This is a genomic window from Spirillospora sp. NPDC048911 (assembly GCF_043198015.1).
Taxonomy (GTDB): domain Bacteria; phylum Actinomycetota; class Actinomycetes; order Streptosporangiales; family Streptosporangiaceae; genus Spirillospora.
On sequence record NZ_JBICUD010000005.1, the window covers coordinates 655,780 to 671,228 of the forward strand.

At 71.7% G+C, this 15,449-nt stretch carries 18 protein-coding genes; 9 read left to right on the forward strand and 9 right to left on the reverse strand.

All coding sequences use genetic code 11. The features are described 5' to 3' along the window. Positions 1 to 24 precede the first annotated feature (24 nt). Complete coding sequence (locus ACGFNU_RS25810; RefSeq protein ID WP_392597496.1) at positions 25 to 1,260, forward strand: Tm-1-like ATP-binding domain-containing protein; 1,236 nt, start codon at positions 25 to 27, stop codon at positions 1,258 to 1,260. 16 nt (positions 1,261 to 1,276) lie between these two features. Here ACGFNU_RS25810 and ACGFNU_RS25815 read toward each other — a convergent pair whose 3' ends face one another. Continuing rightward, on the reverse strand, positions 1,277 to 1,807 hold the full coding sequence (locus ACGFNU_RS25815; RefSeq protein ID WP_392597497.1) for a GNAT family N-acetyltransferase: 531 nt from the start codon (positions 1,805 to 1,807) through the stop codon (positions 1,277 to 1,279). Positions 1,808 to 1,855: 48 nt separating this feature from the next. On the opposite strand from ACGFNU_RS25815, the gene ACGFNU_RS25820 reads away from it, so the two are divergent. The 3 genes from ACGFNU_RS25820 to ACGFNU_RS25830 are packed head-to-tail and all read left to right on the forward strand — an operon-like array spanning position 1,856 to position 4,698. Continuing rightward, complete coding sequence (locus tag ACGFNU_RS25820; RefSeq protein ID WP_392597499.1) at positions 1,856 to 2,446, forward strand: TetR/AcrR family transcriptional regulator; 591 nt, start codon at positions 1,856 to 1,858, stop codon at positions 2,444 to 2,446. Between the two features lie 42 nt (positions 2,447 to 2,488). Next, positions 2,489 to 3,898 (forward strand): BTAD domain-containing putative transcriptional regulator, encoded by a 1,410-nt coding sequence (locus ACGFNU_RS25825; protein ID WP_392597501.1) that lies wholly within the window; start codon positions 2,489 to 2,491, stop codon positions 3,896 to 3,898. Beyond that, a complete protein-coding gene (locus ACGFNU_RS25830) occupies positions 3,895 to 4,698 on the forward strand; it encodes a tetratricopeptide repeat protein (protein WP_392597502.1) in 804 nt (267 codons plus the stop codon). The genes ACGFNU_RS25825 and ACGFNU_RS25830 overlap by 4 nt, the downstream gene beginning before the upstream one ends. 15 nt (positions 4,699 to 4,713) lie before the next feature. Here the strand turns inward: ACGFNU_RS25830 and ACGFNU_RS25835 are convergent, their stop codons facing one another. The 3 genes from ACGFNU_RS25835 to ACGFNU_RS25845 all read right to left on the reverse strand — a co-directional run bounded on the left by ACGFNU_RS25835 (position 4,714) and on the right by ACGFNU_RS25845 (position 7,547). Beyond that, the gene (locus tag ACGFNU_RS25835; protein ID WP_392597504.1) at positions 4,714 to 4,938 is read right to left on the reverse strand and encodes a hypothetical protein; all 225 of its coding nucleotides are present in this window, start codon (positions 4,936 to 4,938) and stop codon (positions 4,714 to 4,716) included. Positions 4,939 to 5,046: 108 nt separating this feature from the next. After that, a complete protein-coding gene (gene pcrA, locus ACGFNU_RS25840) occupies positions 5,047 to 7,308 on the reverse strand; it encodes a DNA helicase PcrA (protein ID WP_392597505.1) in 2,262 nt (753 codons plus the stop codon). After that, positions 7,308 to 7,547 carry a hypothetical protein gene (locus ACGFNU_RS25845; RefSeq protein ID WP_392597507.1) on the reverse strand — a complete coding sequence of 80 codons (240 nt, stop codon included), beginning with the start codon at positions 7,545 to 7,547 and terminating at the stop codon, positions 7,308 to 7,310. The genes pcrA and ACGFNU_RS25845 overlap by 1 nt, the downstream gene beginning before the upstream one ends. Positions 7,548 to 7,683: 136 nt before the next feature. Here ACGFNU_RS25845 and ACGFNU_RS25850 point away from each other — a divergent pair, with 136 nt between their 5' ends. Next, positions 7,684 to 9,162: a hypothetical protein gene (locus tag ACGFNU_RS25850; RefSeq protein WP_392597509.1), complete on the forward strand. Its 1,479-nt coding sequence runs from the start codon at positions 7,684 to 7,686 to the stop codon at positions 9,160 to 9,162. 106 nt (positions 9,163 to 9,268) lie between these two features. Continuing rightward, complete coding sequence (locus ACGFNU_RS25855; protein ID WP_392597511.1) at positions 9,269 to 9,619, forward strand: protealysin inhibitor emfourin; 351 nt, start codon at positions 9,269 to 9,271, stop codon at positions 9,617 to 9,619. Between the two features lie 7 nt (positions 9,620 to 9,626). On the opposite strand, the gene ACGFNU_RS25860 is transcribed toward ACGFNU_RS25855, so the two are convergent. Genes ACGFNU_RS25860 through dhaK form a run of 3 tightly spaced genes read right to left on the reverse strand, consistent with a single transcriptional unit; the run spans position 9,627 to position 11,640 of the window. Next, a complete protein-coding gene (locus tag ACGFNU_RS25860) occupies positions 9,627 to 10,007 on the reverse strand; it encodes a PTS-dependent dihydroxyacetone kinase phosphotransferase subunit DhaM (RefSeq protein WP_392597512.1) in 381 nt (126 codons plus the stop codon). 2 nt (positions 10,008 to 10,009) lie between these two features. Continuing rightward, the gene (gene dhaL / locus ACGFNU_RS25865) at positions 10,010 to 10,648 is read right to left on the reverse strand and encodes a dihydroxyacetone kinase subunit DhaL (RefSeq protein WP_392597513.1); all 639 of its coding nucleotides are present in this window, start codon (positions 10,646 to 10,648) and stop codon (positions 10,010 to 10,012) included. After that, positions 10,645 to 11,640 carry a dihydroxyacetone kinase subunit DhaK gene (gene dhaK, locus ACGFNU_RS25870; protein ID WP_392597515.1) on the reverse strand — a complete coding sequence of 332 codons (996 nt, stop codon included), beginning with the start codon at positions 11,638 to 11,640 and terminating at the stop codon, positions 10,645 to 10,647. The genes dhaL and dhaK overlap by 4 nt, the downstream gene beginning before the upstream one ends. 108 nt (positions 11,641 to 11,748) lie before the next feature. On the opposite strand from dhaK, the gene ACGFNU_RS25875 reads away from it, so the two are divergent. The 3 genes from ACGFNU_RS25875 (at position 11,749) to ACGFNU_RS25885 (ending at position 14,017) form a co-directional block, all read left to right on the forward strand. Beyond that, positions 11,749 to 12,468, forward strand: coding sequence for a PIG-L deacetylase family protein (locus ACGFNU_RS25875; RefSeq protein WP_392597516.1), 720 nt, complete (start codon positions 11,749 to 11,751; stop codon positions 12,466 to 12,468). A gap of 63 nt (positions 12,469 to 12,531) precedes the next feature. Further along, on the forward strand, positions 12,532 to 13,476 hold the full coding sequence (locus ACGFNU_RS25880; RefSeq protein WP_392597518.1) for a nucleoside hydrolase: 945 nt from the start codon (positions 12,532 to 12,534) through the stop codon (positions 13,474 to 13,476). Between the two features lie 88 nt (positions 13,477 to 13,564). Further along, a complete protein-coding gene (locus ACGFNU_RS25885; protein WP_392597520.1) occupies positions 13,565 to 14,017 on the forward strand; it encodes an SRPBCC family protein in 453 nt (150 codons plus the stop codon). A gap of 20 nt (positions 14,018 to 14,037) precedes the next feature. Here ACGFNU_RS25885 and ACGFNU_RS25890 read toward each other — a convergent pair whose 3' ends face one another. Together ACGFNU_RS25890 and ACGFNU_RS25895 are read right to left on the reverse strand one after the other, a co-directional pair. After that, positions 14,038 to 14,667 (reverse strand): NAD(P)-dependent oxidoreductase, encoded by a 630-nt coding sequence (locus tag ACGFNU_RS25890; RefSeq protein WP_392597522.1) that lies wholly within the window; start codon positions 14,665 to 14,667, stop codon positions 14,038 to 14,040. Between the two features lie 86 nt (positions 14,668 to 14,753). Further along, a complete protein-coding gene (locus ACGFNU_RS25895; protein ID WP_392597523.1) occupies positions 14,754 to 15,356 on the reverse strand; it encodes a short chain dehydrogenase in 603 nt (200 codons plus the stop codon). Positions 15,357 to 15,449: the final 93 nt, after the last annotated feature.

The following is a 15,449-nucleotide window of genomic DNA, read 5'->3' on the forward strand; positions in this document are numbered from 1 at the left end:
AGAAAGCGCGCAAACAGTCAAAATATGCCTTTTGTGATTCTCATCGGGACGTTGGATACCAAAGGACTTGAATATGAATGGTTGCGAGAACGGCTGACCGGTCTGGGGATGGAGGTGATACTCGTCGACACCGGGGTCCTCGACCCGCCGTGTGCTCCCCCCGACGTGTCGCGCGACGAGGTCGCCCGCGCCGCCGGCACCACCCTGGCCGCCCTCCGCGCCCAGGGCGACCGCGGCGTCGCGGTGACGGCGATGGCGCGCGGCGCCGCCCAGGTGGTGACGCGGCTGCACCGGGAGGGACGCGTGCACGGGGTGCTCTCGGTCGGCGGCAGCGGCAACTCCGTGATCGCCACGAGCGCGATGCGGGCGCTCCCGGTCGGCGTGCCCAAGCTGATGGTCTCCAGCATGACCTCGGGCGACGTCTCCCCGTACATCGGCGGGACGGACCTCACGATGATGTACAGCGTCGTCGACATCGCCGGCATCAACCGGATCTCGGTGCGCGTCCTCGCCAACGCGGCCGACGCGATCGCCGGGATGGCCACGGGGTTCGCCGCCGGGACGCCCGCGCCGCCCGGCGACCGCCCCGTCATCGGCGCGACGATGGCGGGCGTCACCACACCCGGCGTGAACGCGGCGCGCGAGCTGCTGAGCGTGCTCGGGTACGAGGTCCTGGTCTTCCACACCACCGGCTCCGGCGGCCGCTCCCTCGAAGCCATGATCGCGGGCGGCATGCTCACCGCAGTCCTCGACACGACCCTGCTGGAACTGTCGAACGCGCTCGTCGGCGGCGTCGGCGTGTCAGGCCCGGACCGCCTGGAGACCGCCGGCCGCCTCGGCATTCCCCAGGTGGTCAGCCTGGGGGCCCTCGACATGGTCAAGTTCGGCCCGGAGGTGCCCGAACGGTTCCGGCACCGCCACGTTCACGTCCACAACCCGTCGGTCACGGTCATGCGGACCAACGCCGACGAGTGTTCCCGGCTCGGCCATCTGGTCGCCGCCAAGCTCCGTCCCGCCACCGCCCCGACGGCCCTGTTCATCCCGCTCCGCGGGCTCTCCACGCTCGGCGCCCCGGGCGGCCCGTACCACGACCCCGACCTCGACGCCGTCCTGTTCGACGCCGTCCGCGAGGGGCTGGCGGGCTCCCCCGTCGAGATCATCGAGATGGACACCGACGTCAACGACCCCGCCTTCGGCCGCGCGATGGCCGACCATCTGCACCTCATGCTGACCTTCGCCGTCCGCGCAGCGGCCTCCTGAACGGCCTCCCGGGCCGCTAGTCCTTCACCAGCGCCCAGATCTCCTCGTCATGCCGTTCGCCCTCGATGATCCAGGTGCTGCGCAGGGTCGCCTCGTGCGTGAAGCCGAGGCGCTTGGCCGCGGCCCGGCTGTTGGCGTTCTCCGGATCGCACCGCCACTCAACCCGCGCCATGCCGCGCACGTTCATCGCCCAGTCGACCATGTGCCGCACCGCCATGGTGACCAGCCCCCGGCCACGGGCCCCGGCGCCCAGCCAGACCCCGACCTCGCACACCCCGATCTCCGCGTTGAAGACGCGGAAGAGCACGCCGCCCGCCAGCACGCCGTCCACCCAGATGCCGTAGATCCGGCCCCCGTCGGCGGCCTGCCGGTCGGCATAGCCCTGCAGGAAGCTCCGCGCGGAGTCGACGTCCACCACCATCCGGGCGAACGGGATCCACGGCAACAGGTCGTCGCGCACCACGTCGACATGCGCGGCGAACTCCTCCGCCTGCCAGGGCTCCAGCGCCCTGAGCACGGCGTTCTCCGCCAGGACATGACCGAGCATGTGACCCTCCAAGATGCATACCAAACGTTCGTTACGTACTATAGCCGCATGCCCGCACGCGGAGATCACGATGCCCGCCGCCGCGACGTGTCCGAGGCCGTCTGGCGCGTCCTGGCCGCACGCGGCTTCGGCGGCCTGACCCTGCGCGCCGTGGCCGCCGAGATGAACGCCTCCACCGGCCTGCTGACGCACTATTTCCCCAGCAAGAAGGCCCTGATCGCCTACGCCCTCGACGTGGCCGACGAACGCACCGCCACCCGCCCCCAGGAGCTTCCACAGAAACCCGGCCTGGACGGCCTCCACACCGCCCTGCAGAACGTCCTCCCCCTCACCCCCGAGGACGCGGCGATGAACCGCGTCTGGGTGAGCTCCTGGGACGGCTCCCTGGCCGACCCCGAACTGGGCGCCCGCGAGAAGAACCGCTACGAGGGCTGGCGCAGCCGCCTCCGCCCTCACGTGGAAGCCGCCGTCAACGACGGCGACCTCCCGCCCGGCACCGACATCGACGAGGTCACCGCGACGGTCGCCGCCTTCACCCACGGCATCGTCATCCAGGCCCTCTTCGACCCCGGCCGCTTCTCGCCCGCCCGCCAGAAAGCCCTCCTTACCAACTTCCTGAACACCCTCAAAGCCCCATAAGACCGTCGCTCGCCCAGCGGAAGAGACTGGGACACTGGCGGCGTGCGGATCAGGGTTCTGGGGCCACTCGAAGTCATCGGCGATGACGGGCCCGTCGACGTGGGCGGGGACCGGGTGCGGGCGCTGGTGGCGCGGCTCGCGCTGGACGCCGGCCATCCCGTGTCCGCTGAGCTGCTCATCGACGATCTGTGGGGCGAGGAGCCGCCGCGGGGAGCGTTGAACGCCTTGCAGCGGCTCGTCTCGCGGTTGCGCGGGGTGCTGGGGAGCGACGCCGTCCGGTCGGAGCCCGGCGGGTACCGGCTGGTGGCCCGGGATGTCGATGCGCTGGAGTTCGAACGGCTGGCCAAGGCGGGGCGCCGTGGTCTGGACGCCGGGGATTTCGAGCTGGCGGCACGTGTGCTGCGGGACGCGGAGGGGCTCTGGCGTGGGGCCGCTCTGACCGGTCTGGGGGACGCGCCGTTCGCGGGGGCCGGGTCGGCTCGGCTCGAAGATCTTCGGGTGCTCGCGAACGAGGACCGGATCGAGGCGGAGCTGGCGCGAGGGCGGCACGCGGAGATCGTGGGCGACGTCGAGCGGCCCGCGGCGGCGCATCCGTTGCGGGAACGGCTGCAGGGCCAGCTGATGAAGGTGCTCTACGCGACCGGGCGCCAGTCGGACGCGTTGGCCGTCTACGAGCGCGTTCGGGGTGCTCTTGAGGACGAGCTGGGCATTGATCCGTCCGCGGAGTTGGCCGATATTCATGTCGCTGTGCTCCAGCAGGCACCTGAGTTGACGCCGGAAAGGCGTGCGCCCGGCATCGCGCCGTTGACAACGTTCGTCGGGCGAGAGAGCGAGCTTCGTGCCGTGCGGGGGCTGCTCGACGAGGGCCGGCTGGTGACCATCGTCGGTTCCGGGGGCGTGGGCAAGACCCGGCTGGCCCTCGAATGCGAGGCGGACTGGTTCGTCGAGCTGGAGCCCGTCGTGGGCTCGATGGATCTCGTCCAGACCCTCCTGGTGGCGCTCGGGGTGCGGGAGCAGGGGCTCGACGCGCTGGTGGAGGCGCTCCGGCATCGGCACGGGCTGCTGGTGCTCGACAACTGCGAGCAGATCATCGATGCGGCGGCCGAGGTCGCCGCGCGGCTGCTGGCGGGCTGCCCCGGCCTGCGGATCCTCGCCACCAGCCGGGAGCCGCTCGGGGTCGCGGGTGAACGGCGGTACGCGATCCCGCCGCTCGGCCTGCCGGATCCCGGCGTGTCCGCGGCTGAGGCGATCACCTTTCCGGCGGTGCGGCTCTTCGTGGATCGGGCGGCCGGCGTGCGTCCGGGCTTCGAGGTGACTGCCGGCAATGTGGCCGCCGTGGTCGAGATCTGCCGGAACCTGGACGGCATGCCGCTGGCGATCGAGCTGGCGGCCGCGCGGCGGAGGGCGACCCGTGGAGCCGGGCGACGGCGCGGATGTTCCGCCGTCTCGTGAGCGACGGCCACGGCGACGCCACGGCGGCGCGCGAGGATCTGACGGCCGCGCACGCCACGTTCGAACGGCTCGGTGACCGCTGGGGATTGTTCCTGAGCTCCCAGGCCCTGGGTCCGCTGCACTCGCTCGACGGCGATCCCGCGCGTGCCGCCGCGAGCTACCGCGAGGCGCTCGCGCGTCTGGAGGCGCTCGGCACCGTCGACAACGTTCCCGAGCTCGTCGGCCAGATCGGCCACGAGCTGTTCCGCGCGGGCGACCGCGAGGGCGCGCTCACCGAATTCACTCGCGCGCTCAGGCTGGCCGAACGCACTGGCAGCCCGACCGCCGTCGCGTGGGTCACCTACGGTCTCGGCAAGCTGGCGACCGACCCCGACGCGGCGCGGAGCCGCTACGAGGAGGCCCTCGCCATCGCGATGCGCGACGTCTCGACGGAGGGCTTGGCGCCGTCCATCCTGGCCGCTCTCGCCGGCGTCGAGATCAGGCGGGGCGGCCTGGACGGGGCTCGCGACCACCTGCGCGACGCGATCGAGCGGACCGTCCGTTCGGCCGACATGCCGAGCCTGGCCACGGCCGCCCACGTCCTGGCGGAGCTCGCTCTTGCGGAGGACGAGCCGGAGCGAGCGGCGACACTGCTCGGCACCGCGGTCCGGATACGCGGCGCCGTCGACCGCGGCGACCCCGACCTCGCGCGGATCGTGGCGGCCGTGCGTGAGCGGCTCGGCGACGACGCGTACGAGAAGGCCTTCCGCGAGGGCACCGAGCTGGCTCGCGAGGACGCGCTCGCGCGCCTCACCCCCTAAGCCCGGCGCGTCCGGTCATCCGTTCAGCCAGAGCTCGACGCGCGCCCACAGCCCGGCGGGCGAGTAGCCCTGGTGGCGGGCGACCAGCAGGAGGCCCACGACCAGCAGCACCACGACCAGTACCTGCCGGACCCCGCCCGCCTGGCGACGTTCCCAGTCGTCTCGTGCCCACTGATCCTTGAACCTGTCGAACGACTCCTTGTGGAATCGATGGGGATCGTTATAGGACCAATGTTTCATGTCCACTCCAGGGAGTCGCGAGGCCGCTACTCCCTGTAGGACGTCCATGTGCTTGGGCTAGTTCACACGCAGCGTCGCCGTCTGATTACCGATCTCCCGGAATCGTGGTCAGAGCTTCTCGACGGGGGCGTAGCGCAGGATCAGGCGCTTGACGCCGTATTCGCCGCCGAAGTCGACGCTGGCGGCGGCCTTCTCACCGGCGCCGTCGACCGTGACGACCGTGCCCAGCCCGAACGCGTCATGGGTGACCTTGTCGCCGGGGGCGAGGCTGGGCACGACGCGGTTGCCCGGCGACCGGGTGCCGGGGCGGGCCGCCATGCGCGACAGCGCCGGGGAGGACGCGGCGGCGGCCTCGCGTTCCCAGTCGAGGAGCGCGGTGGGGACCTCGCCGAGGAAGCGGGAGGGCGGGTTGACCTGGGGGGCGCCCCACGAGCTGCGCATGGTGGCGCGGGAGAGGTAGAGGCGCTGGCGGGCCCGGGTGATGCCGACGTAGGCCAGGCGGCGTTCCTCTTCGAGCTCCTTGGGGTTGCTCATGGCGCGCAGGTGCGGGAAGACGCCGTCTTCCATGCCGGTGAGGAAGACGACGGGGAACTCCAGGCCCTTGGCGGTGTGCAGGGTCATCAGGGTGACGACGCCCTGCTCGGTCTCTTCGGGCTGCTCGCCCGGGGGGACCGGGGCGCTCTTGGCTCCGCCCGGGATGGAGTCGGCGTCGGCGACCAGGGCCACCTGCTCCAGGAAGTCGACGAGGCGGCCCTCGGCCGACTCTCCGTCGAGCCGCTCCTCGAACTCGCGGGCGACGGCCTCGAACTCCTGGAGGTTCTCGATGCGGGTCTCGTCCTGCGGGTCTTTGGAGGCCTGCAGCTCGGCCAGGTAGCCGCTCTTGATCAGGATCTGCTCGACCAGCTCGGCCGGGGTGGCCGACTCGACGGCGGCGCCGAGCTCGTCGAGCAGGGCGACGAACTCGCGGACCGCGTTGATCGAACGGGTCGCCATGCCCGGCACGTCCTCGGGGCGGCGGAGGGCCTGCCAGAACGAGATGCGCTCGCGGGAGGCGTAGGCCTCGACGCACGCCTCGGCACGGTCGCCGATGCCGCGCTTGGGCACGTTGAGGATGCGGCGGAGGCTGACGGTGTCTTCGGGGTTGCCGAGGACGCGGAGGTAGGCCAGCAGGTCGCGGACCTCTTTGCGCTCGTAGAAGCGCACGCCGCCGACGACCTTGTAGGGCAGGCCGACGCGGATGAAGACCTCTTCGAACACACGGGACTGGGCGTTGGTGCGGTAGAAGATCGCGACATCGCCGGGCCGGGCGTCGCCGGCGTCGGTGAGCTTGTCGACCTCCTGGGCGACGAACGCGGCCTCGTCGTGCTCGTTGTCGGCCACATAGCCGATGATCTTGTGGCCCTCGCCCTGGTCGGACCAGAGCTTCTTGGGCTTGCGGTCGGCGTTGCGCTCGATCACCGCGTTGGCGGCCGACAGGATCGTCTGGGTGGAGCGGTAGTTCTGCTCCAGGAGGATCGTGGTCGCCTCGGGGTAGTCGCGCTCGAACTCCAGGATGTTGCGGATCGTCGCGCCACGGAACGCGTAGATCGACTGGTCGGCGTCACCGACCACGCACAGCTCGGCCGCGCCGACGCCCTCGACGGCGGCGGTCAGCTCCCTGACCAGCTCGTACTGCGCGTGGTTGGTGTCCTGGTACTCGTCGACGAGGACGTGGCGGAACCGGCGGCGGTAGTGCTCGGCGGCCTCGGGGAAGATCTGCAGCAGGTTGACCGTCAGCATGATCAGGTCGTCGAAGTCCATCGCGCCGGCCTGCATCAGCCGCGCCTGGTACATCTCGTAGGCCTCGGCGAGCGTCTGCTCCATGTGGGTGGAGGCGCGCGCCTTGTAGGTCTCGTAGTCGATGAGCTCGTTCTTGAGGTTGCTCACCTGCGCGGAGAACGACTTGGGCGGGTACCGCTTGGGGTCGAGGTCGAGCTCGCGGCAGACGAGGGCCATCAGCCGTTGCGCGTCCGCCTGGTCGTAGATCGAGAAGCTCGACGGGAACCCGAGCCGCTTGGCCTCGCGGCGCAGGATGCGCACGCACGCCGAGTGGAAGGTCATCACCCACATGGCCTTGGAGCGCGGCCCGACGAGCGCGTCGACGCGCTCCTTCATCTCGGCCGCGGCCTTGTTGGTGAAGGTGATCGCCAGGATCTGGCCGGGGTGCACGTCGCGCTCGCCCAGCAGGTGGGCGATGCGGTGCGTGAGCACGCGGGTCTTGCCCGAGCCGGCGCCGGCGACGATCAGGAGCGGGCCGCCGGAATGCACCACGGCGGCACGCTGCTGCGGGTTGAGGCCCTCGAGCAGGGGGTGAGCTTCGGTCTTCGACATCACGAGCGAGTGTAGAGCCAGCCGCCGACAAACACGCCCCGCCGCGAGGCAAGACCACCGTTCGCCGCCGCGCGGCGCGGCTGGAGCGACGTATACACACCGCGATGAGTGATCAACAGTCCGAAACCGGTCAAAGGGAGATCGAGGTATTTCCCAGGCCTTGACTGGCCATCCTGACGGGCGGAGCGTAGTCCGCGCAGGGCGACGAGCGCATAGGCCCGGATCAGGACATCGAACAACCACCCCGTGGCTCCGGCCAGTCACGTCCGGGCTCGGTCCGCCGGTCACACATCCGGCCGCGGTCCGCCATGTCCGCCCTCGGCCGCGGTGGGCCGTCAGAGGCTCACACCAAGTGACGGGAGAGGTGGAACGAGGATGATCCACCCGCAGGAACTCCAGCGACAGCAGGAACTTCAACGGCGCGCCCAGGGACTGGAGGTGCCCGAGTCGCGGATCGAGATGATCCCGGTGCAGCTGCGCGTCGAGGGCGCGGCGGCACCGCCCGTGCCCCAGCCGGTCCCGCATCCGGTGCCGATCCCGGTGCCCGTCGTGGCGGGCCACCGCATCCTCATCTACAAGCAGGACCCGACGGTCGCCGCGCTCGGCGTGCGCGCGGTGTTCGTCCCGACGATCGTGCTGAACGGCCCGACCGACGCGCGGATCACCACGCTGCTGCAGGGGACGACGCCGGTGGCGCGCAACACCAACGGTGACTTCATCTTCCAGCCCAACACCGCCGAGTTCGACTGCGCGCACACCTTCGCGGTCGTCCGGCAGACGCTCTCGATGTGGGAGCGGCACAACGGCGGCAACCCCATCCCGTTCGCGTGGAACGTCGGCGGCAACACCGACAAGATCACCGTCCACCCGCACGCCGGGGTCGGCGCCAACGCGTTCTACAGCCGGACCGCCAAGGTCCTGAAGTTCCTGCACTTCGTGCCGCAGGGCCAGCCGCCACAGGCCGAGGTCTTCACCTGCCGGTCGCTGGACATCACCGCGCACGAGTGCGGGCACGCCGTGCTCGACGGGCTCAAGCCCGGCTGGCTGGGCGCCGGCAACCCGCCGCAGACCGGCGGCCTGCACGAGGCGTTCGGCGACCTCACCGCCATCTTCCTGGCGCTGGCGCAGCCGGACCAGGCCGAGGCTCTGGTGGCGCTCACCCGGGCCAACCTGCACGACAAGTCGTTCCTGCCCGCCGTGGCCGAGGAGTTCGGCAAGGCCCTGGGCAAGGACTTCGGCCTCCGCAACGCCGACAACGACTTCAAGCTGAGCGAGGTCAGCAACGAGGTGCACGCGATCTCGCAGGTGTTCACCGGCGCGATCTACGACGTGCTGGCCGACATCTTCATGTTCGAGCGCGACCGGCAACGCAGGATCAAGGACCCGGCGCTGGTCCTCATCGAGGTCGCGGGCAAGCTGGCCAAGCTGCTCTTCGACGCGATCGTCGCCGCGCCCGCCAGCGGCGCCACTTACGTCGACGTGGCCAACAAGATGTTGCAGGTCTCCAGCAGCCAGGGCGACCCGGCCAACTACCGCACGTTCATCCGCAACCGGTTCGCGGTCCGCGAGATCACCACCGCGGCGACGCCGCTGACCGACCTGATGAGCGGCCGCATGAACATGACCGACGCCGACTACACCGGCAACGGCCAGGACGTCACCGAGGTCGAGATGGCCGACGAGCACTCGGCGAGCCTGCGCGCGGAGCAGGATCGTTCGCGCTGCTGCGGCACGATGCAGATGCCGGAGTACACGGCGATCGACGCCGAGAAGCTGGGCCAGCGCGGCTCGCTCGACAACGACGACATCCTGCGCAACGAGCTGGACGAGCTCCGGAGGGCGTTCAACAAGTAGAAGGATCTCCCCGAATCCCGGTCGTCGTGTCCAATGGCGGGCACGACGACCGGAGGACGACGACCGGGCCGGCGGCATGGCCCACGACGACCGGGGAGGCGAGCCCATGCGGGTGAAGATCGAGAGCACCGGCGGTTTCGCGGGCGACCAGGTGATGGTCGCGATGTACGACACCGACGACCTGCCGGGGCACGACGCCGACAGGATCCGCGAGGCGGTGGACGCGCTCGCCGCCGCCAAGGAGAGCGGCGAGCCCGGCGAGATCGGCGCCGACCTGCCCGCGTACCGTGTCACCATCGGGGACGTGGACGGCGACCAGCGAGTCTTCGAGGTCGAGGGCGCGCACCCGGACGCCCTCGACGAGCCGCTCACGGTGCTGCTCCGCGGTCCGAGCGAGCCCGAGGAGCCGCCGGAGGGCACGCCCCCCGGCAAGCCCCCGAGCCCCTCGGGCCTCTGAGGATCTCTCAGGTCTTGCGGTGGTCGCGGGCCGACTCGGCCGCCGCGACCACCGTGTCCAGCCCGGCGCCCGTGGCGGCGATGGACGCCGCCGCGACCGCGCCCTCGACCAGCGGCGCGTCGGCGAGCACGACCTCGCCGTCCGCGTCCTCGGCGTACATCTTGGCGGTCAGCACCGAGCTGCCCAGATCCGCGAGCAGCACGACGCCGTCACCGCCGTCCGCGGCCTGGACGGCCCGCTCGACGAGATCGATGCTCGTTCCGAGCCCGCCGCCGGTGTCGCCGCCCGCGCATTCGACCACCGCCTTGCCGACGCCCATGGCCCGCGCCACCTCCGCGACGCCCTCCGCGAGCAGCCGGCTGTGCGAAATGATCACCAGCCCGACCATGATCAGCTCCCTTCCCCGGCGGCGGCATCGGCCAGGGCACGCAAGATCAGCACGGTGGACGCTGCGCCGGGGTCGAGATGGTCGACGCTGCGCGCGCCGAGATAGCTCGCCCGGCCCTTCCGCGCCTGCATCGGAACGGTCGCCTCGGCCCCCTCCGCAGCGCCCTCCGCCGCGGCCCGCGCGCACTCAGCCAGCGACTCGTCCCTGCCGAGCGCCGCCTGGTACGCCCCGACCGCCGGGATGAGCGCGTCCACCATCGTCTTGTCGCCCTCGGCTGCCTGGCCCAGCTCCTGCACGCCCTCCAGGGCCGACCGCAGCGCCGCGCCGAGCAGCGCGGCGTCGATCTCCGCCGCGTCGCCCAGCGCCTTGCCCGCCCGGCGCAGCGCCGTCCCGTACAGGGGCCCGGAGGCGCCGCCGGTCTTCGACACGATCGCCCGCCCGGCCGCGATGAGGACCTTGCCCGGCGGCGCCCCGTCCGGCAGGGCCTCGACCGCCTCGACGGCGGCGGCGAAGCCACGGCTCAGGTTGAGGCCGTGGTCACCGTCGCCGATCGCGGCGTCCAGCCTGGTCAGCCGGTCGGAGTCCGCGGTGACCACCTCGGCCGCCCGGCGGATCCAGCCGGCGAGCGCGGCCCCGTTCACCGGCCCCACCGCAGGGCCGGGGTCTCGACCGGAGCGTCCCAGAGCCTGGTCAGCTCGGGCGTGAGGCGGCACACCGACACCATGCAGCCCGCCATCTCCAGGCTCGTCACGTACGGGCCGACGAGCGTGCGGGCGACGATCGCGCCATGGTCGGCGAGCCAGTCGGCGGCCGCCGCGTACGCCACGTACTGCTCGATCAGCGGCGTGCCGCCCATCCCGTTCACCAGGACGAGGACCTCGGCCCCCGACAGCGGCATGTCCGCGTCGATCGCCGACAGAGCGGCGTCCACGATCTCGGTCGCGGTGGCGGCCTTGGCGCGTTCCCGCCCGGGTTCGCCGTGGATGCCGATGCCGAGCTCGATCTCGTCCTCGCCCAGCTCGAACGTCGGCGTACCCGCGGCCGGCACCGTGCAGGGCGACAGCGCCACCCCGAACGACCGGCTGCGCTCGTTGACCTCGCGCGCGACGTCCGCGACCGCGTCGAGCGAGCCGCCCTCCTCGGCCAGCGCCCCGGCGATCTTCTCGACGAACAGCGTGGCGCCGGTGCCGCGCCGGCCCGCGGTGAACGTGCTGTCCTCCACGGCGACGTCGTCGTTCACCAGGACCGACGCCACTCCGATGTCCTCGTCCTCGGCCAGCTCGGCGGCCATCCGGAAGTTGAGGACGTCGCCCGTGTAGTTCTTGACGATGTGCAGGACGCCCGCGCCGCCGCTCACCGCCGTCGTCGCGGCGAGGATCTGGTCGGGCACGGGGCTGGTGAAGACCTCGCCCGGCGCCGCGGCGTCGAGCATCCCGTAGCCGACGAAGCCGCCGTGCAGGGGCTCGTGGCCGGACCCGCCGCCCGACACGAGGCCCACCTTCCCGGCGCGCGGCGCGTCGCCCCGGACGATGATCCGGTTCTCCGGATCGACGCGCAGGGACGGATGGGCCGCCGCCAGCCCGCGCAGCGCGTCGACGACGACGTCAGCGGGGGCGTTGATGAGTTTCCGCATGTCTCTGCTCTACCCCGCCCGTGCCTCCAGTCCCAGGCCCAATCCCACGGGAAAGATCACAGCGGCCCTCGAGTCGGAAAGCGGGCGGGGACGCATACAGTTGAAATCGTGACTAACGACGTGCGGCGGATCCTCGTGGTGATGGCCCATCCCGACGATGTCGACTTCGGTGCCGCCGGGACGGTGGCGGGCTTCACCGACCAGGGCGCCGAGGTCGTCTACCTCATGATCACCGACGGTGACGCGGGCGGCTTCGACGACGCCGTGACGCGGGAGGAGATGGCCGCGCTGCGCCGCGACGAGCAGCGCGCAGCCGCCAAGTGCGCAGGTGTGGAGGACGTGCGCTTCCTCGGCTATCCGGACGGCCGGGTGGAGGCGACGCTGGGGCTGCGCCGCGACATCGCGCGGGTGATCCGGCAGGTGCGGCCCGAGCTGGTGATCATGCCGAGCCCCGAGCGCAACTACGAGCGGATCTACCCGAGCCACCCCGATCACCGGGCGGTCGGCTCGGCCGCGCTCGACGCGGTCTACCCGGACGCGCGCAACCCCTACGCGTTCCCGGAGTTGCTGGCCGAGGAGGGCCTGGAGGCCTGGACGGCGCCCAAGGTGTGGATGGTCGGCGGCCCCACGCCCAACCACTACGTCGACGTCACCGAGAGGTTCGACCGCAAGCTCGCCGCGCTCAAGTCCCACGCCAGCCAGACCTCGCACATGGGCGAGGACGCCCTGGAGCAGATGCTGCGCGGCTGGATGACGGCGAACGCGCAGGCCGCGGGCTTCCCCGAGGGACGGCTGGCCGAGGTCTTCCAGGCCGTCGACACCGCCTGACCGGCACCGCCTGATCGCCGGTAGCCTCCACGGCGACGATCACCACCGCCCGAGGGGTTCCGCATGCCCAAGATTCTTTTCGACTGTGACACCGGCATCGACGACGCGATGACCCTGCTCTACCTGGCCTCCCTCGTGAAGGCCGGCGAGGCGGAGCTGGTCGCGGTGGGCACCGTGCACGGCAACATCGACCCCCGGTCCGGCGCGCTCAACACGCTGCGGGTACTGGAGCTGGCCGGGGTGGACGGGGTCCCGGTGGCGATCGGCGCGCCCCGCCCGATGGCCCAGGACGTGCACTACGCGCTGGACTTCCACGGCTCCGACGGCCTCGGCGACACCCGGCAGCCCGATCCGCGCGGCGAGCCGACCGCCGAGGCCGCTCCGGCCCAGATCGTCCGGCTGGCCCGGGAGCACCCCGGCGAGCTGACCCTGCTGGCGACCGGCCCCCTGACCAACCTCGCCACCGCGCTGCTCCTCGACCCCGAACTGCCGTCGCTGCTGCGCGAGGTCGTCATCATGGGCGGCGCGTTCGACCACCCCGGCAACATCACCACCCACGCCGAGGCCAACATCTGGCACGACCCGGAGGCGGCCGAGCTCGTCTTCGCGGCCGACTGGCCGGTCGTCCTCGTTCCGCTGGACGCCACCCACCCGACCGCGGTGGAGGCGCCCTGGCTGGACCGGCTGGCCGCGCACGACTCCGAGCCCGCCCGGTTCGCCAGCCGGATCCTGGAGTTCTACATCGACTCCTACGCCCCGATCCTGAAGCGCCGCGGCTGCGTCATCCACGACGCGCTCGCCGCCATGCTGATCGCCGAACCGGACGTCGGCACGTACGTCGAGCGCCCGGTCCGGGTGGAGCTGCGCGGCGAGCTCACCCGCGGCGCGACGATCTGGGACGCCCGCACCGCCCCGGCCCTGGACGAACGCCGTCCGATCAAGGTCATGGTCGGCGGCGACGTGAGCCGGTTCCAGGAGCGCCTGCTGGCCTCGGTCCTGGCCCTCTGAGAGCGTGACGCGGCCCACATCCGGTCCCGCGCCTTGTCGGCGCGGGACCGGCGTGGCTACGGTGCGGATCACGACCCCGGGAGCCGCCATGCCGTTCGAGATCGAGACGACCGCCACCTCCAGCGCGGCCGCCGAGGTGATCTTCAAGCATCTGGCCGTCGCCGAGGCGTGGGGCGAGTGGGGCAGCTTCCCGACCAGGCCGCGCCGGGAGCGGGCGGGCGACGAGGCGCCCAACGGCGTCGGCGCCATCCGCACGATCCCGCCCGCGCGCGAGGAGGTCGTGGCGTACGACCCGCCCCGGCACTACGCCTACGTCATCCTGGCGGGCCTGCCCGTCCGCGATCACCGGGCCGACGTCACGCTGGAGCCGCGGGGCCTCAACACCGTCATCCGCTGGAAGGCCAGGTTCGAGCCGAAGATCCCGGGCAGTGGTCCGGTCCTCCGGTTCTTCCTCGCCCGCACGCTGGCCTCGATGGCCCGCCGCGTCGCCCGCCATGCCGAACGGTGCGAACCGGGCTGCCCCGCCCGCCTCCCCGACTGACCGACGGTCAAGAGGCGCCGCTACGCCGAGATGCCGAGATGTGTGCGGCTGTGCGCGGGGTCGTCGATCTCGTCCAGCAGGGCGATGGCGAAGTCGGGATAGGTCAACCGGCTCTCGGCGTCGCCATGCTCGGCGATCCGGTAGGACCCCGTCCGCCCGCCGCTGTGGTCGAAGTCTCCGGCCGGGCTGATGTAGAGCCAGTCGAGCCCGGTGTCCGCCAGCGCCGCCAGGCCGGCCGCGTGCCCGAGGAGGAACTCCCGGTACTCCTGCGGGTAGCCGGGTTCGTCCATGAGCGGGACGCCGGACCGGCCCGCGAGCAGGGAGGCCAGCCCGACGAACACCAACCGGCTCACGCCCGCGTCGGCCAGGCCGGCGCCGAGGGCCCGGACCGCGCCGGTGTAGAACTCACTCGGCGGCGCGCTCAGATCGGCGACGCTGGCGATCACGGCGTCATGACCGGCCGCCGCCTTGGCGACGTCCGCCGCGTCGAGGACATCGCCCGCGACGACCGTCACCCCGTCCGTCTCCAGGCCCGCGTGCGCGGCCGGGTCCCGCACGACCGCGGTGACCTCGTGGCCGCGCCGCCGGGCCTCGGCCACGGCCGCCTTCCCCGCCCGTCCGCCCGCTCCGAAGATCACGATCTTGCCCATGGCAGCACCCCACCTCTGACCGGCCGATCCGGATGCCGGCCGCTGCCCGGACGCTATGCGCAAGGGTGGTTTCCGATGGGAAACCGTCACTCGACCACGTAGACCCGGCCCGTCTGTCGGCCCTCGATCGAGCGCACGTACGCCCGCGCCGCCGCGGCCACCGGAACGGGCTGGAAGCCGACGAAGATCTCCCCGTAGGCGGGCATCGACTCGGTGAAGACGGTCGGGCTGACCACGTTGATCCGCTGCCGGTGCGGCAGCTCGATGGCGGCGGCGCGCACGAACGCCTCGATCGCGCCGTTGGCGAGCGAGGCCATCGAGCCGGTGAGCACCGGATCCCGGGACAGCACGCCTGTGACCAGCGTGAACGAGGCGTCCTCCGCGGCGGACGCGGCGCCCTGCCGGACCAGCTCCACCTGGCTGAACGCCTTCCCGCGCAGGCCCGCCAGGACGTCGTCCGGGCCCAGTTCGGTGAGCGGCTTCCAGGGGACCCACCCCGCCGCGTTGGCCACGGCGTCGACCCGGCCGGCCTTCTCGTACATCGCGCGGATCGACTCGGGTTCGGTGATGTCGACCGAGATGTCCGAGCCCTTCCGGGACGCGGTGACGATCTCGTGGCCGCGCGCCCGCAGCGCCTCGTGCACGGCCTTGCCGAGCGTTCCGGTCGCCCCGGCCAGCAGGATCCTCATGGTGCGCTCCTCTCGTTTCCCCACGGTGAGAGCTTCGCCCGGATTCTGCTATTCAGTCCAGCTACTTGTACTTCAGTTCCTTTGAAGGAAATC